A 17,790-nucleotide genomic window follows, 5' to 3' on the forward strand; every position below is an offset into this window, starting at 1 on the left:
ATCTTCGAGCCGCTCCAACCTCCTTCCTAAGCGCGGGTCCGAATGGAGGGCCGCCAAGCACTTTTCCTGCCCCGGTCCGCGCGCTATGGACAAGGTGGTGCCGGGCAACGAAATTGGCGGCTGAAGCAAGCGATCGAGGGTGGGCGAGATGATTTCGGTTACGGATTTCGATCGGGCTGTCGGCCAGACCTTCATCGTCGAGACCAATGGCAAGATGGTCGCGCTGGAATTGAGCGCGGTGAAACACATCGCCAACAGCCCGCGCGAGGATGGCGGCTTCTCCTTGCTGTTCAAGGGACCGCGCGAAATGCTTTTGCCGCAGGCGACCTATCGCTTTGTCGGCAGCGAGCTTGCGCATGACATATTCATCGTGCCTGTGTCGCAGGATGCGACGAGCTATAGCTATGAGGCCGTCTTCAACTGAGGGCCTTCGCCGCCCTTGCCGGACGACGCAGCCGGGCGCGCCATCAGATCGTAGACGCCCTTGTCCTCGGCGATCTCGAAGCCGAGCCGCAGATAGAGCCGTCGCGCCGGATTGTTCTTCTCGACATGGATCGACACCGCCTTGCCGACGGCAGCGGCTTCGTCGATCAGGTCGTTGAGCAACGCGGTGCCGAAGCCCTTGCCGCAATGCTCGGGCCAAAAGGCGATGTCGATGATCCGGTGTTGGCTCGGCCAGCGCTCGATATAGAGACGCCCGATCCGCTCGGCGGCATGCTCGACGACGCACCAGTCGGCTTCCGGATAGTGGCGCCGGTAATGCGCGCGCTGCGCCTGGAACTGCATATCGAGGAATTGCGCCTTGGCTTCCGGCGGCCAGGGCACGTCGGCCAACTCGGCGGCGCGCGTGGAGGCATAGAGCGCGCCCAGGAACGGCACGTCCGAATCCGCCTCGGGCCGCAGCGCAAGCCCGAGAGCTACTGCCCGGGTATAATATTTGCCGGCTATCATTCCGACGTCGACGCCATCAAACTGGCGGCGTCAGGTCGCGCACCACGACGATCTGCTTGAGGTTTCTCGAGGTCAGCTCCGTCCAGCTCCACTCCCATTCGGAGCTGTCCATGGCCATCTGATTGATCGTCCACAGACTGTTCGAACCATCGTTGGTGATCATCATCGAGAACAAGGCAAGGCGACCGTCGGCATTGTAGTCGAGCGACAACCTCGTGTTGGCGCCGGACGAATTGAAGTCACGCCAACCCGACCAGTTCTGGGTGGCGGCGTCATACTGGGCGTTGAAGGAATGGACGTGCTGCTGATCAGACGCCGCCAGCATGATGTCGCCATCGCCCTGTATGCCGGCGCAGAGCGTGTATTTGGGGACACGGCTGTAGCCGGGTGTCGCCCAGACGGTCCAGGTGTCGGAGCCGGCAGGCTGCTGCTTGGTGTGCAGGACCTGGCCCGGCTGCGTCATGGCAAAGAGATTGGTGGCGCCGAGCGGACCGACGACCGGCGCCATCTCGGTGATCTTGTTGCCGTTGTCGATCTGCACCCATTGCGTCCAGTCGGAGGGCTTGAGCGCCTGCGCGATGGCCTGCTGGCAGCGATAGAGCTGCAGGTTGGAATTGATGCCGAACAGCGCAATGCGGCCGTCGGCCTGGCGCAGCGCGGTAATCGCCACCAGCCCGCCGGAGATCTGCTGCCAGGCGCTCCAAGGCTGGGCCGGCGGCCTGAGTTCGTCGACGGTGACGACGATCGGCGTGGTGGTGCCGGGCGGCGTGATGGTCTTTTGCACCTGAACGATCACGTCCGGATTCTGGTACATCCACCAGATGCGGCCCTGGTTGTCGGTAAGAAAGATTTCGATGCGACCGTCGACATCGCGCGCCATCGACAGCTTCTGGTAGCTGGTGGCGCCGGGCGGCGCGCCGACATTGACCGGCGCGAGCCATTTCTCGGCCGGTCCCGCCTGGTTCGGATCCTCGGCGATGAAAGACAGGTTGACGGTTCCCGCCTGCTGACCCACGACCGCGACGCGACCGTCCTTGGTGATGCCCGCCGTCATGATGACCCAGGCGCCGGGGGCGATGGGCGACCATGCCGACGGCCATGGCCCATTCGGCGAGGTCTGCGCCTTCTGGATCAGGCGCCCGGCGTCGGCATCGATACCGACGACCATCAGCCGCGACAGTTCGAAGAAGGATGCGCCCGGCACGTGCCCGGTTGGCGCGGCCTGGGAGGGTAAGTGAGCGTCTTGGTCAGCCATGGTGTCAGCCCTGCCCTATTGGCTCGAAATCAGGTTCTCGGTGGGAAAACGCCTTGCAGCGCAATGCAGAAATTGCAGGTGAGAAAAGGCTGCAGATTGTTGTGCGGCTGGTCGCCACCGGCAGGGGCGACCGCCTGGTCGCTCATGTTGGTGAGGTTGACCGTTGCCGAATAAGCCTGGCCCGGGCTGGTGCGCGCCAGCGAGCGCGCGGAACTTGGGGTCGCCAGATTCGCCGGATTGATGTTGCCCGTCATGCCGTGCGAATGCATCGGGATTTCGGATTCAAGAAGCGTCACCGTCTCGGAACCACCGGTTTCGCCAAGGTCGTGCAGCGAAAGGCCTGGTCCTTGTCCAGGGTGCATCGGCGCCCGGCCCTGCAGGTCGGGCAGTGCGAAGTTCGACTTGCCGTTGCCGCCATAGGTGGTGCCCAGCAGCGAAAACAACGCCGTGTTCTGTGACAGCGGCAGAAGCTGGCCATCGCACAGAGCCCACCCCTTGGGCGCGAAGTTGAACGGGAAGATGCGGATTTCGGCGACGAACGGATCGGCCATGACGGTCCTCTCAGGTCTGCGACGGGAAGATGCCGAACAGCGAGATGATGAAATTGACGCAGAGATACGGCTGGAAATTCGTATGCGGCTGACTGCCGCCGGTCGACGAGCAAGACTGCAGGGACATCGCCGAACCCGCCGGGGACTCGCGATAGATCTGCGTGGCGCCGACCTGGCCGACGACGCTGCCGGCGGGGCTGTTGCCCAGGGCATTGTTCAAAGAAGCCAGGAACGGGTGCGAATGCGCCGGGATCTGCGACACAGTCAATGTGACGTCTTCCACGCCGCCGGTTTCGGCAAGGACAAAGCTATTGCCTTGGTGCATCGGCAGCCGACCCCTCAGATCGGGCAATGCGAACGTGCTTTCGCCGTCGCCGCCATAGGTTGTGCCTATCAGCTGGAACAGTGTCTCGTTTTCGGAGATCGGCAGGAGCTGTCCCTCGCAGAACATCCAGCCGGCCGGCGCGAAATTGCCGGCAAATATGCGAACTTCGCCAACATAAGGTTGTGCCATGGTCGCGTTCCTCAGGTCTGCGACGGGAAGATGCCCTGCAGGGCGATGCAGAAGCTCAAGGTCAGATACGGCTGCATGTTGAGATGCGCCTGGCTGCCACCGACATTGGCCAGCGTCCCCGGATCGAGGCTCACCAGATTGGCAGCCGAAGTGTAGACGTTGGCGACGGTGGCCAGCAGATTGTTGGTCGGCGCAGGCTGATCGGCGTTGGCGGTGGCTCCTCGCGCCGAGTGCGTATGCGTCGGCAACTCCGCAATCGACAACGTGTGACCCTGTTCGCCACCGCGCTCGCCCAGCGTATGACCCCCGCCGACATGGATCGGGATCCGCCCGCGATAGTCGGGCAGGCCGAAATTCACCCGGCCGTCGCCGCCGAAGGTCGTACCGAGCAGAGAGAACAGCGCCTGGTTCTGATTGATCGGCAGGAGCTGGCCATCGCAAAGCGCCCAGCCTTTGGGCGCGAACACAAAAGACATGATTCTGATTTCGGAAAGAAATGGTTCCGACATCGTCCCCTCCTCGCTGTAGATTTATATTAGCTCAGCGATGTTCGATTACGCAACGTCAATACTGCGTGAAAGCTGAAAATTTTTTAACTTCACTTTTACTAAAGTTGCGCCCTGTAGCACATGCCACTTTCAAGACGCACTCTGGACAAGACTTACGGCGTCACCAAGGGCGGAAGCGTCGGCAGCGTGTTGACGAATGTGATCGTGCCACTTCCGCCCGTCGTATCCACCGTCGACACGCCGGTGTTGTCATCCAAGATGACGCCCAGTGCGGTGCTCTGGGCCGAGCCATTTCTCGACAGGTTCAGATGCGTGCTGGCACCGAAATTGCTCAACTCGACATCGGTCGCGTAGTTGGCGGCATGTGTCAGGGTATTCTTGCTGCCCGAACCGCCGGTGCCCGAGCCGATAACGACATTTGTCGTGCTGGTGTCGGTGGCAGTGGCGCCATTGTCGACCATCAGCGCGGCAAACGGGCTCACGCTCGTCGGCGAGGTCACGCTGTTGCCGTAGATCGTGGCGTTCATCGTGGCGCTGCCGTCGTTGTTCTGCAGGTGGATGCCGACATTTCCGACCCCGGTGATGGTGTTGTTCTGGATCAGGGTCGTCAGCGTCCCGGTTCCCGCCGCGCGGACGAAAATGCCGTCGGAGTTGGAGTTCGTCTTCGACGGGCCGATCTGGTTGCTGGCGATCGTGCCGGCCATGGTGCCGTTATCCTGGCCTTTGGCGACAAAGATGCCGACCGTGTCAAAGGCGTTGGCGCCACCGTCGGTGAGGATATTGTGCGAAATATCGAAGGTCGTCGTCGCGGCGGAGACAAGGCCACCGGAGCCGCTGCGGATATCAACCGCGGTGCCGCCGCCGGGAACGATCGCCTGGCCGTTGTGGAAGGTGTTGCTGCGCACCACGGCGTCCATGGTGGCATTGTTGTTGGCGGCGAACGCGATGAAGTCGGCGCGTGTGCCGGCGAAGGTGCTGTTGGTCAGCGTGTAGTTGGCGGTCGCGCTGTTGTAGACCTGTCCGCGAACGTTGTCGTTTCCGGTCGAGCCCACCAGACCGAAAGCGATGTTATCCATCGTCAGCCGGGTCAACGTGCCGCTGGTGTTGTAGAGATCGATATTCTCGTCGAAGCCGCCGGAGATGCTGGAGTTGGTGATCGAGGAGGTGCCGAGCAGATTGTCGAAGCGGATCGAGCCCTCTTCGCGATCGCCGGCATTGTTGGAACCGTTGACGCCGTTGATGGTCGTGCCGGACATCGCGAAATTGGTGACGGTGTTGCCGTAGACGGCGAAGTTCGAGAAGTCGTTGAGCTGCATGTTTGTGAACGATGCGCCAGACGTATTCTTGAGGAAGATGCCGGTGCCGACGCTTCCGCTCGCGGTCTGGCCGCCCGCGTCCGTGCCGGTCAGGATATCGGCGCCGGTCTTGCTCGAAATCGTTCCGCCCGAGCCTGCCGCGCCGGTGCCCGTTACCGTCAGCCCGCCAAGGGCACCTGTGGTGTCGAGCACGATGCCTGCGGCAGTGCCGCCGCTCGACGAGATGCTCTGGAATTTCAAGCCCGAGGCGCCGATGTTGGTGCTGACGACATTGAGCGCGGTCGCCTGGCCCGAATTGATCGTGCTGCCGCTAGCGGTGGCGCTGACCGTGCCGCCGCCAGTGGCATTGAAGCCTATGCTGTTGCTGGCCGAGGTGTTGATGGTCAGCGCGCCGGTGAAGTTGAGCGTCGAGCCGCTGTTGGCGTTGAGGAAGATGCCGTCGCTCGACCCAGTCGAGGAAACCGCGCCGTTTAGGGTGACCGTGCCGCCGGTGCGATTCTGGATATCGATCGTGCGGCCGTCGCTGGTCTTGGTGACCGAGCCGCCATAGGTGACGGACACCGTACCGCCCGAGCCGAGGAAAGCCGCGCCGGTGGCACCGGTCAGCGAGCCGCTGCCGAGATTGACAGTGCCCACGCCGGTGACGCCGCTGACCACGACGTTGTTGGTGCCGCCGGTCGATGTCGTGGAGGTGAAGTTGATGCCCGTCGTGGTGGCGACGCCGTTGAGGTTGACGGCCTGCGCGTTGGTGGAGCTGACCGTGCCGGTGGTCACGTTGATCGTGCCGCCGTTCGTGGCGCTGAAGCCGGTCGTGCCGTTGGTGGCGATGTCGATGTTGGAGAAGCCAATGACCGACGACTGGCCGTTGTTGTTGATCGACACGGCAGTGGCGGTCAACGGCGTGGTGGTGCCGATGTCGACCGTGCCGGTGAATGAGACATTGCTCGCAGCCGTCGCGCCGGAGATGACGATGCCGCTTACGGCGCCGTTCGCCGTCACGGCGCCGGCATAGGTGAAGCTGCCGCCACTGCGGCTGGTGATGCTTGCCGCCGTGCCCGAGCCCCCAACAGCAATGGAGCTGGCGCTGTCGAAGTTGATCGCCGCATTACCGCCGGTGACCGTAATGCCACTGCCGCCCGATATGTCGACATTGGTGCCGTTGATCGTGCCGCCCGGACCCGAGGCGCCGCCAAAAGCGATGCCGGTGCCGGTCGACGCGGCGGTGATGTCGAGGTTGGTGAGGGTCGTCGTGCCGGTGGTGTTGCGCAGGTCGAAGGCAATGCCGGTGGCGCCGGTGCTGGTGACGTTGGTGATGGTGGAGTTAAGCGCGTTGAGGATGACATCGGTGGCATTGCCGGAGAACGCCACATTGTCGATCGTGGTGTTGGTCGACGGGGTGATCTCGACGCCAGCGGTGGTGAAGTTGCGGATCGTCATATGGCTGATCGTGGTGCCGGACGCACCCGAGCCATTGTCCTTGATGCCGCGCGCACCGCCGTCGAGGATGAAGCCGTCGATGATGTTTCCGCTGGCGCCGAGCGTGATGGCATTGTTGCCGGCGCTGGTGGTCAGCGTCGCGGCGCCGTTCGGCGTCTGGTCGGCGATCGAGATGCTGTTGCTGGCGAGATGGATGGTCGACGGCACCGTCATCGCCAGGTTGATGTTGCCGTTGCCGAAGCCGCGCACCTGCTCATTGGCCGCGAGGTTCAGCGTGTTGTCGGCATTGGTGCCGGCGGCAGTGATGGTGCCGCCATCGTTGACGAGGACCAGGATGTCGGTTGCGACCGCCGCGGCTTCCGCCGTGGCCAGCGTCGCCAGATTGTTCTGGTCACGGCCGGAGCCGTCGCCCGTGGCGCCGGCGCCGACGAAGTAGATCTTGCCTATGCCGAAGCCGAGGCCGGGGCTGGCCGCGAAATTGACGTCCTGGAAATTGTAGCTGCCCAGCGTCGGCGCGCTGGAGGTGTCGATGCCGACATTGGCGCTGATGGTCGAAAGCTGATCGGTCGTCGACTCGCCGTCGCCATAGGTGAAGTTGAGGTTGGTCGTCGAATTGAGGAAGACGCCGGTGTTGACGCCGGCGATGCTGGAGCTGGCGCCGCCCGCATTGGCGTCGCCGAGGCGCACGGTCTGGCCGCCGGTGGCGCCGCGCAGGTCGACGCCGATCGAGGTGCCGGCTGCGGCCGCATTGGTGACGTCGAAATCATCGGCCGTCACGGCCGCGTTGATCGTCGCGCCGTTGAGATCGAAGGCAACGGCAGCGCTGTTGTTCAGGCCGATGTCGAGATCGTCGAACGACAGCGCGGCACCCAGCGTGCCGGACACATCCACGCCGCGCGAGGTGATGCCCTGCAGGTTGACCGTGCCGAGCGCGACCGTGCCGCCGCCCGACGAAGCGACATTGGCGAGCGCAATGCCCGTGGCTGCTCCGTTCGCCGTCACGGTGCTGAAATTGAGGCCGGTACTTCCGACAGTCACGCCGCTGAGGTTCAGCGCGGTTCCGGTCGTGGTATTGATCGTGTTGGTGTTGCCGGCAACGTTGACCGTGCCGCCACCCGTGGCATTGAAGCCGGCGCCGGAGGTGGTGCTGATGCCCAGGCCGCCGGCAAAATTGACGGTACCGTTGGTGTTGCCGGTCAGGCTCACGGCATCGTTGGTGCCGGAGTTGATCTGCTTGCTCCCGCCCGAGAAGGTGACGGAAGCGGCAGTGCCGTTGTTGATGTTGGCAACGACGATCTGGCCGCCATTGGTCGGCGAGCCGTCGGTCAGATCGCCCGAAAGCGTGACCGAGCCGCCGGTCAGTTCCTGGATCGAGACAGCCGCGCCGCCGCCGCTGGATAAGATATTGCCGGCATAGGAGATCGTCGCATTGCCGCCGCTCTGGTCGGTGGCCGAGCCGACGTCGAAGGCGGCGCCCGTGCCGGTGTTGGTCAGCGTGCCGGTGCCGAGATCGAGCGAGCCCGCCACGTTCTGCAGGTTGATGCCGTTGGCCGTGCCCGAGAAACTGGCGTTGACCGAGGTGAAGCCGCCGTTGAGAGTGGCCGAGGTGATGTCGACGGCTGTTCCGTTCGAGGTGCTGACGCTGCGCGTGCCGGCGCCCGTCACATTGACGGTGGTGGCGGGCGGTGCGCCGCTGCTGGAGACGCGGAAGCCGGTGCCCGTGGATGTGGTGATGCCCAGCGTGCCGTCGAAGGTGACGGTGGTGGTGCTGGCGGCGTTCTCGATGTTCACGCCACGGCCGGCCGAGGCCGAATTGTCGATCGTGGTGTTGCCGAAGGTGTAGGTGCCGCTCGAATTGAGAACCTCGATGCCGGCGCCGCCCGAAGCGGTGACGTTGACGGCGTCGAGATCGACATTGCCGCCGCCAGCGCCGCTGATCAGCACGCCCTGGCCGGTGGCGCCGGTCGAGGTCACACTGTCGAAATGGACGCCGCCGGCGCCGATCGCGCCCTGCAGCGACAGCGCCGTCTGGCCGGTCGCGTTGATCGTGGTCGAGCCGGCATCGGCGACCGTAAGCACGTTCAGGCCCGAGAAATCGAGGCCGGTATCGGCCGAGGTGGTGATGTCGAGGCCGCCGTTGAAATTGACGGCGCCGGCGGCGGTGCCGCCCGAGATCGACACGCCATTGCCGCCGGTGATCGTCACCTGGTCGGTGAAGGTCACCGCGCCGCCGGTGCGGTTGGCGATGTTGATGCCGCCGCCGATCAGCGTGCCGGGCGTTACACCGTTCGGCAGGATGCCGCGCGAGACCTGGATGGTGCCGGAGCCGCCGTTCACGTCGAGCAGCGTGCCGGCAACGTTGATGTCGTTGTTGATGACCGACAGATTGCCGGTCAATCCCGCGACCTTGATGGCGGTCTGGCCGGCCGCCACGTTGCTGATCGTGACGCCTTCGATGGTGATGCCGCCGGCATTGCTGAAACCGGGGGCGCTCTGGTCGATCAGGAAAGCGGAGCCGCTGGCGCCGCTGAAATCGAAGGCCGTATGGCGCACCGCGTTGTCGCCGAGCAGGTGCATGAAGTCACCGGTGCCGGTGACCACGGTCTCGTCGCCGGTGATGTTGCCGCCGGTGGCGCCGAGGCTGCCATGGACGTTCACCGGCTGGATGGTGCCGATCGAGACGACATTGCCATTGCCGAAGCCGGTGATCGTCTGACCCGAATCGAGCGTGAAGGCGCTGGAGCCGAGATCGATCGGACCGACGAAGGCGAAGTTCTGGGCGCCGGTGAGCGCGTCGGCGGCGGCAAGCGAAATGGTGCTGACGCCCATGCTGAGGTTGCCGGTCGTGCCGGCGTTGATAAAGCCGCCCGACTGCGAAACCAGCGTGACCGCGCCCGGCGCCGAGGCCAGGTTGGCGCTGCCGGTGAAGAACACGTCGTCGAAGTCGTAATCGCCGAGCGTCGGATCGAGGCCGACCGTGTCGACGGTGTAGCCGTTCGTCGCCGCGGAGATCGAGGATTCCAGCCCGTCGGTCGAATCGCCGTCGCCGAAGGTGAAGGTGGCGTCGGCCGAGGTGGCGGTGGTTTGGCCGGACGACAGATCGACGCCGATGCCGACATTGGCGATCGAGGACCCTTGGAAGAAGGTGATGACCTTGTTGCCGGTCGTCGAGGACAGATCGATGCCGCGCGAGGTGAGGTCGCCGAGGCCGGTGATGGTGGCGGCAAGGCTGAAATCGGCGGTAGTGGACGAGCCGCTGAAATCGATGCCGGTCTGGTTGGCGCCGATATTGCTGACGGTCGTGGCGCCGAACACGACGTTGGCATTGGTGCCGCTGAAATCGATGCCGGCCGTGTTGGCGGCCGAGCCCATCGTCACCGTGGTGCCGCCCGAGAAGGTCACCTGGCCGGCATTGTTGGCGATCTCGATGCCGTTGCCGCCGGCGCCCGAGACTGTGACGCTGGCGAAGCCGGCACCGGCGCCGCTTGCCACGTTCGAGACCGAGAGGCCGTTGCCGGTCGCATTGGTGATCGACAGCAGCGCCAAGTCGTTGAATGTCGCGTTGCCGGCAAGCCCGCCGATCACCGCGCCGCCGCCGCCGGTGGCGGTCAGTGTCTTGCCGGCGGCGAAGGTGATCGCCCCGCCCGTCGGCGCCGTCGTCGTGCCGATGGCGAAGAGATTGCCGGTGCCGGTAGAGGTGACATTGCCCGTGAACGCGACGGAACCGCCGGTGGTGCCGTCGATCTTGATGGCCGTGCCCGGCGCGCTTGCCGAGCTGGAAATGTCGGCCGAAACGGTGATCGCCGCGCTGCCGCCGGACACCACGACGCCGTTGCCGGCGCCGGAATTGGTGATGGTGCCACCGATCGAGATCGTGCCGGTGTTGTTGGTCAGATTGACGTCGTCGCCGGCAATGCCGGTCGTGACCAGATTGTTGACGCTGACAGTCGCGCCGCTGCCCTGCACCGCGAAGCCGGGGACCGTGCCGCCGGCCGTCGCGATCGTCGTCGTGTCGTTGAAGGTGTAGGTGCCGCTGGCGACATTGGTGAGGCGGATGGCGTCGGTGCTGGCGCGACTGATATCGACGGCGCCGAAGGTGACGTTGCCGCCGCTGGTGTTCGAAATGACGATGCCGCTGACGTCGGTGGCGCCTGAGCCGTCCACGTTGACGCTGTCGAAAGTGACACCGCTGGCGCCGATGGTGAGGCCGGTTGCGCCGCCGAGCTGGATACCTCTCTCGGTCGCCCCACTGCCGGTCTTGATCGTGTTGGTGCCGGTCACGTTCAGCGTGCCGCCATCGACGGCGCTGAAGGCGAAGCTGCCATCGGTGGTCAGGTCGAGTCCGCCGGTGAAGTTGATCCTGCCGCCTGCGTTACTGCCCAGATCGATGGCATTGGCCGAACCGTTGACGTTGGCGGTGATCTTGCCGCCAAAGGTGGCGGATCCACCGGTCATACCGCTGATCTGGACCGCGCCCGCGGTGCCCGTCTTGTTGATGGTGCCGTTGTAGGTGAGATTCGGCGTCGACGCGGAGATAATGAAGGCATTGCCAACCGCACCGGCGATGGAACTTTGATCGTCGAAGCTCAACGTGCCGGTCGTGCCGCCGGCGATGTTGACGCCGGTGGTGGTCCCGGTGATGTCGAAATTGTCGAAGGTTGCGGTGCCACTGTAGTTGGCCGCCGCGAGCGCCGTGCCGCCAATACCGCCGATCGTGATATTGGTGAAAGTGTTGGTGGCGCTCGAATTGTTCAGCACGATGCCCGTCTGAGCGGACTGGACGGTCAGATTCGTGACGCCGGTGGCGCCCGAGGCGCCGGTCAGGTCGAGGGCAGTGGTGGCACCGGTGACGGTAACGCCGTCGACCGTCAGGCCGTTGATTCCCGACCCGTTGATCGCCGCACCGGCGCCGGCGTTGCTGACGCTGAGGTTCTGGACGAGGTTGCCGTTGGCGAGGTCGATGGCGCTGCCAGCCGAATTGTTGAGCGTCGCGCCGCCATTGCCGAACGGATCGGCCTGGGTGCCGCCGGTGACGACATTGGCGCCGGTGACGTTGGCCGGCGGCGCGCCGAGATCGACCGTCGCGCCATTGGCGAAGGAAACGAGCGACTGGCCGGCGGCAAGGGTGAAACCGTCGGCATCGGTGTTGATGTTTCCAGCGCCGTTGTTGACGAGGACGAAAACCGTGTTGGCGGCGGTGGTCAGGTCGTCAGCGGCCGCCGCGTTGATGAGATCGCCCACGTCCGCGCCACTGCCGGTGCCGGTGTCGGCAGCGCCGACGAAGACGATGTTGGCGGCATCGAACAGCTGCGGGCCGACAAGCGCCGTGCCGTTGAAGGCATAGGTGCCGCTGCCGGCCATCAGGCCGCGCATGTCGAGCGAGGCGACCGTGCCGGTGATCGAGGCGCCGCCGGCGGCGCCGAAAGAGAGGGTGGTGTTGGCGGTGGCGCCACCCGCGCCGTGCGTGCCCATCTGCACGCCGGTGCCGGCCGAGATGACGCCGCTGCCGATGGTGACCGAGCCGCCGGCGGTGCCGGAGAGATCGATGCCGGTCGAGGTGCCGGCGCCGCTGATGTCGAGCGTCGTTGCGGTAAAGGTCGAGGAACTGCCGGACAGGTCGAGGCCGGTCTTGCCGGTCGGCAGGTTCGTGATGTCGATATTGCCGAGGCCGATGGTGCCGTTTACGCCAAAGATGTCGATGGCGTTCTGGCCGGGTTGGTCGATCGCGACATCGCCGAAGGTGACGGTGCCGGAATTGGTGTCGAGGATAATGCCGGAACCTGTTGGCGCGGTGACGGTCACCTTGCCGCCGAACCCGACCGTGGCCGAGCTGTTCTGGATGACGATACCATTTGGAACGTTGGAGATCGTCGTCGTGCCAGTGATTTCAAAGCCGCCGGTGACGTTCGAGAGAGCTATGCCGGTGCCGCCGGCAGTATGGCTGAGGCTGCTCAGCGTGACGTCCAGCCCGATCTGCGAGGCACTGAACCCCTGGCCGGAATTGCCGGAAATCGTCCCGCCGGTCGTCGTCAGCCTGCCGGCGCCGGTCGAGGTTGCATCGACGCCGCTGCCGGTATTGTTCTGCGAATTGAGCGTCTGGAAATTGTAGGTTCCATCGCCATTGATCGACAGGCCATCAGCACCGTTGCCGCTCAGTGTCGTGGTGCCGTTGAAATTGTAGGTGCCGCCGCCCTGCACGGACAGGCCGGCGCCGGAATTGCCGCTCGAGGTCAGATTGGTGGCACTGACGCCGTTGGTGCCGTCGAACAGCACGCCGGCAAGGCTGGCGCCGCTGACCGACATGCCGGTCAGCGTGACGCCGGTGACGCCGCTGCCATGGACTCCGTTGGCGCTGCCGCCCGAAATGTTGAAATCGAGCAGCGAGGTGTTGTTGGCCAGCGTGACGGCGTCGCCGGCGCCGGTGTTGGTCAGCGTCGCGGCGCCGTTCGCATCCGAGACGACCTGGTCGTGCTGGACATTGTCGCCGGTGACGTTGATCGGCACCCCGCCGAGCGAGAAGGTGCGGCGATTGCCGAACGAGGCCAGCGTCTGGCCGGCGCTCAGCGTGAAGCCGCCGGCGGTATCGATCGGCGTGTTGCTGGCGTCGTTGACCAGCACGAAGATCGCCGTACCGTCGGTATTGGCGTCGGCCGTCGCGATCGAGGCAAGATCGAGCAGCGAGGATCCGTCGCCCGTTCCCGTTGCGGCAGCACCGACGAAGATTACGTTCTGCGTGTCGAAAAGCTGCGGCCCGCTGAAGGTCGTCGAACCGAACGCATAAGTGCCGAGCGTCTGGTTGAGGCCGCGCGCGTCGAGCGACGCGGTGATGCCGGCGATCGACCCGCCGCCGAAGGTGAAGCTGGCATTGGCCGAATCAGCCGGCGTGCCGGCAATGCCGAGACGCACGCCGGTGTCGACATTGGCGATCGTGCCGCCATTGGTGATGATGATGACCGCGCCAGCGGCGCTCGGCGAGGTGAGGTCTATGCCGATCGAGCCGGCCGCACCCGTGCCGGTGACGTTGAGCGACTGGGCGGTGAAGTTGGTCTGGCTGCCGGAGAAGGCGAGGCCGGTGCCGGCACCGAGCCCGGAAATGACGATGTTGCCGGCGACCACGGCGGCGTTGACGCCGGTGAACGACAGGCCGTCGGCGCCGGGATTGGCGATGGTGATGTCGCCGAAACGGATCGATGCCGGGGAATTGCTGATCGCGATCGCCGCGCCGGTCGTGTTCGAGATGGTGGTCGCGCCGTTGACGGTGAAGCTGCCCGACACCTGGTCGAGAATGACGCCCGACACGCCGCCGTTCTGCGTGATGGCATCGAGCACCACATGGGCGGTGATCGGGTCGATGAAGACGGCGGTGCCGCCGTTGCCGGAAATGGTGCCGCCGGTGGTGGTGAAACTGCCGCCGCTCGACGTGCCCTGCACCGTTATGCCGCGGTCGGTGTTGTTCTGGGCATTGACGGCGGCGAAGGTGTAGGTGCCCTGCCCGGTGACATCGAGGCCGTCATCGGCATTGCCGTTGAGCGTCGTCGTGCCGGTGAAATTGTAGGTGCCGTTGTCTTCGATGTGCAGGCCGTCGAGGCCGTTGCCGGTCGCGGTGAAGTTGGAGGCGCTGACGCTGGTCGAATTGCCGGCGAAGTCGGCGCCGTTGCCGCCGGCGCCGGTGACGGTGACGTCGGTCAGCTTCGTGCCGACGGCGTTGTTGCCGAAGATGCCGTCGCCGCCGCCGGTGATGGTGATGCCGCTCAGCGTGTCGTTGCTGGCCAAGGTGATGACCGGGTTGGCGGCGTTGGTGCCCTGGATCGTGCCGTTGCTGCCGCCGAAATCGTAGGTGCCGATGCTGCCGTCGGCGAGCCTGGCCTGGACGCCGCCGCCACCGCCGATGACGGTCTGACCCGCTGCCAGATTGACGCCACCGGTGGTGATGTTGCCGCTGCCGCCGAGCGCGACGACAAAGCCATTGGCACCGGCATGGCTGACGGCATCGTCCAGCGTCGTCGGATCGCCTATCGTGCCGAGGCCGAGGGAATTGCCGCCGTCGGCGAAGAAGAAATTGCCGAAGGCCGCATTGGTGGCGGCGTTGATGGCCACGCGCGTCGTCGTGCCGGTGACCTTGTCCTGGCTTTCCAGCCTGACGCCGATATCGCCGCGCACGCGCTCGTTGAGCCGTTTGCGCAGGCCCGGACTGACCGTGGAGACAGGGTCCGACGCATCGTCGGCGGAAGCTCCCGTGCCGGGTACGTTGAACGGCACCGTCAGCCGGACGCTGCCGGCGAACTGGGTGTCGTCGCGATTGTCGTTGCGCACCTCGCCGGTGAAGGTCAGCGACGTGCCTTTGCCGATGACGTCGCCGAAGGTGTACTCGATCCCCGCCTTGACGCCGGTGGTCGCGCGGTCGTCGCCGTCCGGATCGGCGAAGTGGTAGGCGCCTACATCGAAGCGCAGCGACTGGTTTTCCGGCAGGTCGATCGGCGCCTGGACTCCGACCTCGCCCTCGATGCCCCAGGCGGCATAGGTGCGGTGGTCGATCGTCGAAATCTCTTCGAGCAACTGGTTGCCGACCAGCGACAGCGTCGAATCGATGCCGTTCGAGCGACGGTCCTTGCTGATCGGCAGGTAGACATTGACATGCGCGTCGTATTTCGAGGTGATCGCCTCGAGGCCGAGCGTCGTGGCGACGAACTGGTGGCTGTCGTCGTTCTGGATGTTGAGGTAGGCGTAGCCGCCGATCATCAGATCCGGATTGACGATGCGGCGCACACCCAAGCCGACATCCTGGCCGAAGCCGCTGTCGAAATCATATTTGGAGCGCACATCCAGGAACAGGACGGATTCGAGATTCTGCTTGACCGGCAGGAAGCCTTCGAGCGCCGAAAAGCCGCTGTTGGAGTTGGCGCCGATGATGGCGCGGACCTGGGGCTGCCACAGGCCGGCATCCTCGGCATGCGCGGCCAAGCCCGACAAGGCGAGCGCGACAGTGGTCAGCGCGGATGTGCGCAGCAACATGCCGGAGCGGCGGGATGCGGCCAATGCTCCGCCCCGCCGCATTTGGCGCTCAGCGGTCTTCCCCCGACGTTCAGTCAGCCCTGTGCGCGAGCGCATCTACCCGTCCCGGCTGCCGCCATGCTCTTCCACTGGGATAGCGGATACTAATGTGTTGCATGGTATTGCACGGCAATTAGCGGTTGCGATACGGTATTAACACGGAATTTAGAGTCATGTTGCAGTAGAGCAACACCAACTTTGCCTCAACGACTCGAACTCCATTGAGCCGGCTATAGATGGCGAAATTGAAATGTGACGATCGGAGTATATATTAGTGCGGCTTAATGTATCTGAGCGGTCGGGATGCGTGGCCCTTGGCCTCGGCGCGCTTTTGTTGCTGACGGGCGTTGCCATGGCGGAGGATGCCACGCCAGCAGAGACGAAGCCCGCGGACGTCAATCCATGGGCCGTCAACTGTTCATCCGGATCGACCGGCACGGAACTGCAATGCCAGGTTTCGCAGAACCTTACCGAAGCCAAGACCGGCCAGCGGGTGCTCACCGTCACGGTGCGGCGCCAGCAGGGCGCCCAAGGCTTTGCTATGTTGCTTGCCTTGCCGCATGGACTGTTCCTGCCTTCGGGCGCCTCTTACCAGATCGACAGCGGCAAGAAGGCTACGGTCGCCATCCAGACCAGCGACCAGAACGGCGCCTATGCCGCGGTGCCGCTATCAGCGGAGCTGATCAAGGCGATGCGGTCCGGAACCGCGCTGAACGTCGGCATGGAATCGGTGACGCGCAAACCGGTGACCATTCCGGTTTCGCTGAAGGGTTTCGGCGCGGCGATCGACAAGGTCCAGGCGACCAAGTAACGCGACGCCTCGGCAAGCAACCCTCAAGTCGAGGACCAGGCGCTGGGCGTGACGCCGCAAGGCAGCGGACATGGCGCTTCAGCGTTTCTCCGCGCCATCGTTTCGACTTATCAGCCGCGGTGCAAGTAATCCTCGATCGACTTCGCCTTCATCTCGATCGAGAAGCCAGGCGCGGCCGGCGGCATGTAGGCCGCGTCGCTTATTGCGCAGGGCTCGAGGAAGTGCTCGTGCAGGTGGTCGACATACTCGATGACGCGGCCGTCCTTCGTGCCCGACACCGCGACATAGTCGATCATCGACAGATGCTGGACATATTCGCACAGGCCGACGCCACCGGCATGTGGCCAGACCGGCAGGCCGAACTTGGCGGCGATCAGCAGCACCGCCAGCACCTCGTTCAACCCGCCCATGCGGCAGGAATCGATCTGCACGACATCGATCGCGCCGCCGGCGATGAACTGCTTGAACATGATGCGGTTCTGGCACATCTCCCCGGTCGCCACCTTGATCGGCGCCACCGCCTTGCGGATTTTGGCATGGCCGGCAACGTCGTCCGGGCTGGTCGGCTCTTCGATGAAGAAGGGCTTGGCGAAGGCCAGGCCCTTGAGCCAGTCGATCGCCTGGTCGACCTCCCAGACCTGGTTGGCGTCGATCATCAGGTAACGGTCCGGGCCAATCACCTCGCGAGCGATCCGCAAGCGGCGGATGTCGTCGGCGCGGTCGCGGCCAACCTTCAGCTTGATGTGATTGAAGCCATCGTCGACCGCTTCCTGGCAGAGGCGCCTGAGCTTGTCATCGGGATAGCCGAGCCAGCCAGCGGAGGTGGTGTAGCATGCATAGCCGTCGCGCTCGAGCGTGGCGATACGTTCGGCCTTGCCGGCCTCGGTCTTCTTCAGGATCGCCAGCGCTTCGGCCGGGGTGATCGCATCGGTGAGGTAGCGGAAGTCGACGATGCGCACGATCTCTTCCGGGCTCATTTCGGCGACCAGGCGCCAGACCGGTTTGCCGGCTTCCTTGGCCCACAGGTCCCAGACCGCGTTGACCACCGCGCCGACCGCGAGATGCATGGCGCCCTTGTCCGGACCGATCCAGCGCAGCTGGCTGTCGCCGGTCACATGATGCCAGAAGCGGCCGGGATCCTGCTTGACCCAGTCGAGATCGAGCCCGACGACGAGGTGGCGCAGCGCTTCGATCGCCGCGCAGCAGATCTCGTTGCCGCGACCGATGGTGAAAGTGAGGCCGTGGCCTTTCAGCGACGGGGCCTCGGTGTCGAGGATGACATAGGCGGCCGAATAATCCGGGTCCGGATTCATCGCGTCCGAGCCGTCGAGGCTTTGCGAGGTCGGGAAACGCAGATCGAAGGTTCTGAGGTCCGTGCTTTTTGTCATTGCTGTC

9 protein-coding genes are annotated in these 17,790 nt (G+C 64.7%); 2 read left to right on the forward strand and 7 right to left on the reverse strand.

Annotated features, from left to right (window positions below; all coding sequences use genetic code 11):
* Positions 1–148 precede the first annotated feature (148 nt).
* Complete coding sequence (locus DPM33_RS08330; protein WP_112096938.1) at positions 149–424, forward strand: DUF6916 family protein; 276 nt, start codon at positions 149–151, stop codon at positions 422–424.
* On the opposite strand, the gene DPM33_RS08335 is transcribed toward DPM33_RS08330, so the two are convergent.
* The 6 genes from DPM33_RS08335 to DPM33_RS08360 all read right to left on the reverse strand — a co-directional run bounded on the left by DPM33_RS08335 (position 403) and on the right by DPM33_RS08360 (position 15,569).
* Complete coding sequence (locus tag DPM33_RS08335) at positions 403–951, reverse strand: GNAT family N-acetyltransferase (protein WP_112096939.1); 549 nt, start codon at positions 949–951, stop codon at positions 403–405. The two genes, DPM33_RS08330 and DPM33_RS08335, sit on opposite strands and share 22 nt — an antisense overlap.
* 16 nt (positions 952–967) lie before the next feature.
* Entirely contained in the window at positions 968–2,206 is a 1,239-nt protein-coding gene (locus DPM33_RS08340) for a DUF8189 domain-containing protein (protein WP_167448994.1), read from the reverse strand.
* A gap of 29 nt (positions 2,207–2,235) precedes the next feature.
* Positions 2,236–2,757 carry a phage tail protein gene (locus DPM33_RS08345; protein WP_112096940.1) on the reverse strand — a complete coding sequence of 174 codons (522 nt, stop codon included), beginning with the start codon at positions 2,755–2,757 and terminating at the stop codon, positions 2,236–2,238.
* A gap of 10 nt (positions 2,758–2,767) precedes the next feature.
* A complete protein-coding gene (locus DPM33_RS08350; protein WP_112096941.1) occupies positions 2,768–3,271 on the reverse strand; it encodes a phage tail protein in 504 nt (167 codons plus the stop codon).
* 11 nt (positions 3,272–3,282) lie between these two features.
* On the reverse strand, positions 3,283–3,780 hold the full coding sequence (locus DPM33_RS08355; protein ID WP_112096942.1) for a phage tail protein: 498 nt from the start codon (positions 3,778–3,780) through the stop codon (positions 3,283–3,285).
* Positions 3,781–3,932: 152 nt separating this feature from the next.
* Entirely contained in the window at positions 3,933–15,569 is an 11,637-nt protein-coding gene (locus DPM33_RS08360) for an inverse autotransporter beta domain-containing protein (protein ID WP_245442048.1), read from the reverse strand.
* A gap of 322 nt (positions 15,570–15,891) precedes the next feature.
* Here DPM33_RS08360 and DPM33_RS08365 point away from each other — a divergent pair, with 322 nt between their 5' ends.
* Positions 15,892–16,395: an invasion associated locus B family protein gene (locus DPM33_RS08365; RefSeq protein ID WP_245442049.1), complete on the forward strand. Its 504-nt coding sequence runs from the start codon at positions 15,892–15,894 to the stop codon at positions 16,393–16,395.
* Positions 16,396–16,505: 110 nt separating this feature from the next.
* Here the strand turns inward: DPM33_RS08365 and DPM33_RS08370 are convergent, their stop codons facing one another.
* Positions 16,506–17,783 carry an L-fuconate dehydratase gene (locus DPM33_RS08370; RefSeq protein WP_112096943.1) on the reverse strand — a complete coding sequence of 426 codons (1,278 nt, stop codon included), beginning with the start codon at positions 17,781–17,783 and terminating at the stop codon, positions 16,506–16,508.
* Positions 17,784–17,790 lie beyond the last annotated feature (7 nt).

It is taken from the genome of Mesorhizobium hawassense, assembly GCF_003289945.1.
Taxonomy (GTDB): domain Bacteria; phylum Pseudomonadota; class Alphaproteobacteria; order Rhizobiales; family Rhizobiaceae; genus Mesorhizobium; species Mesorhizobium hawassense.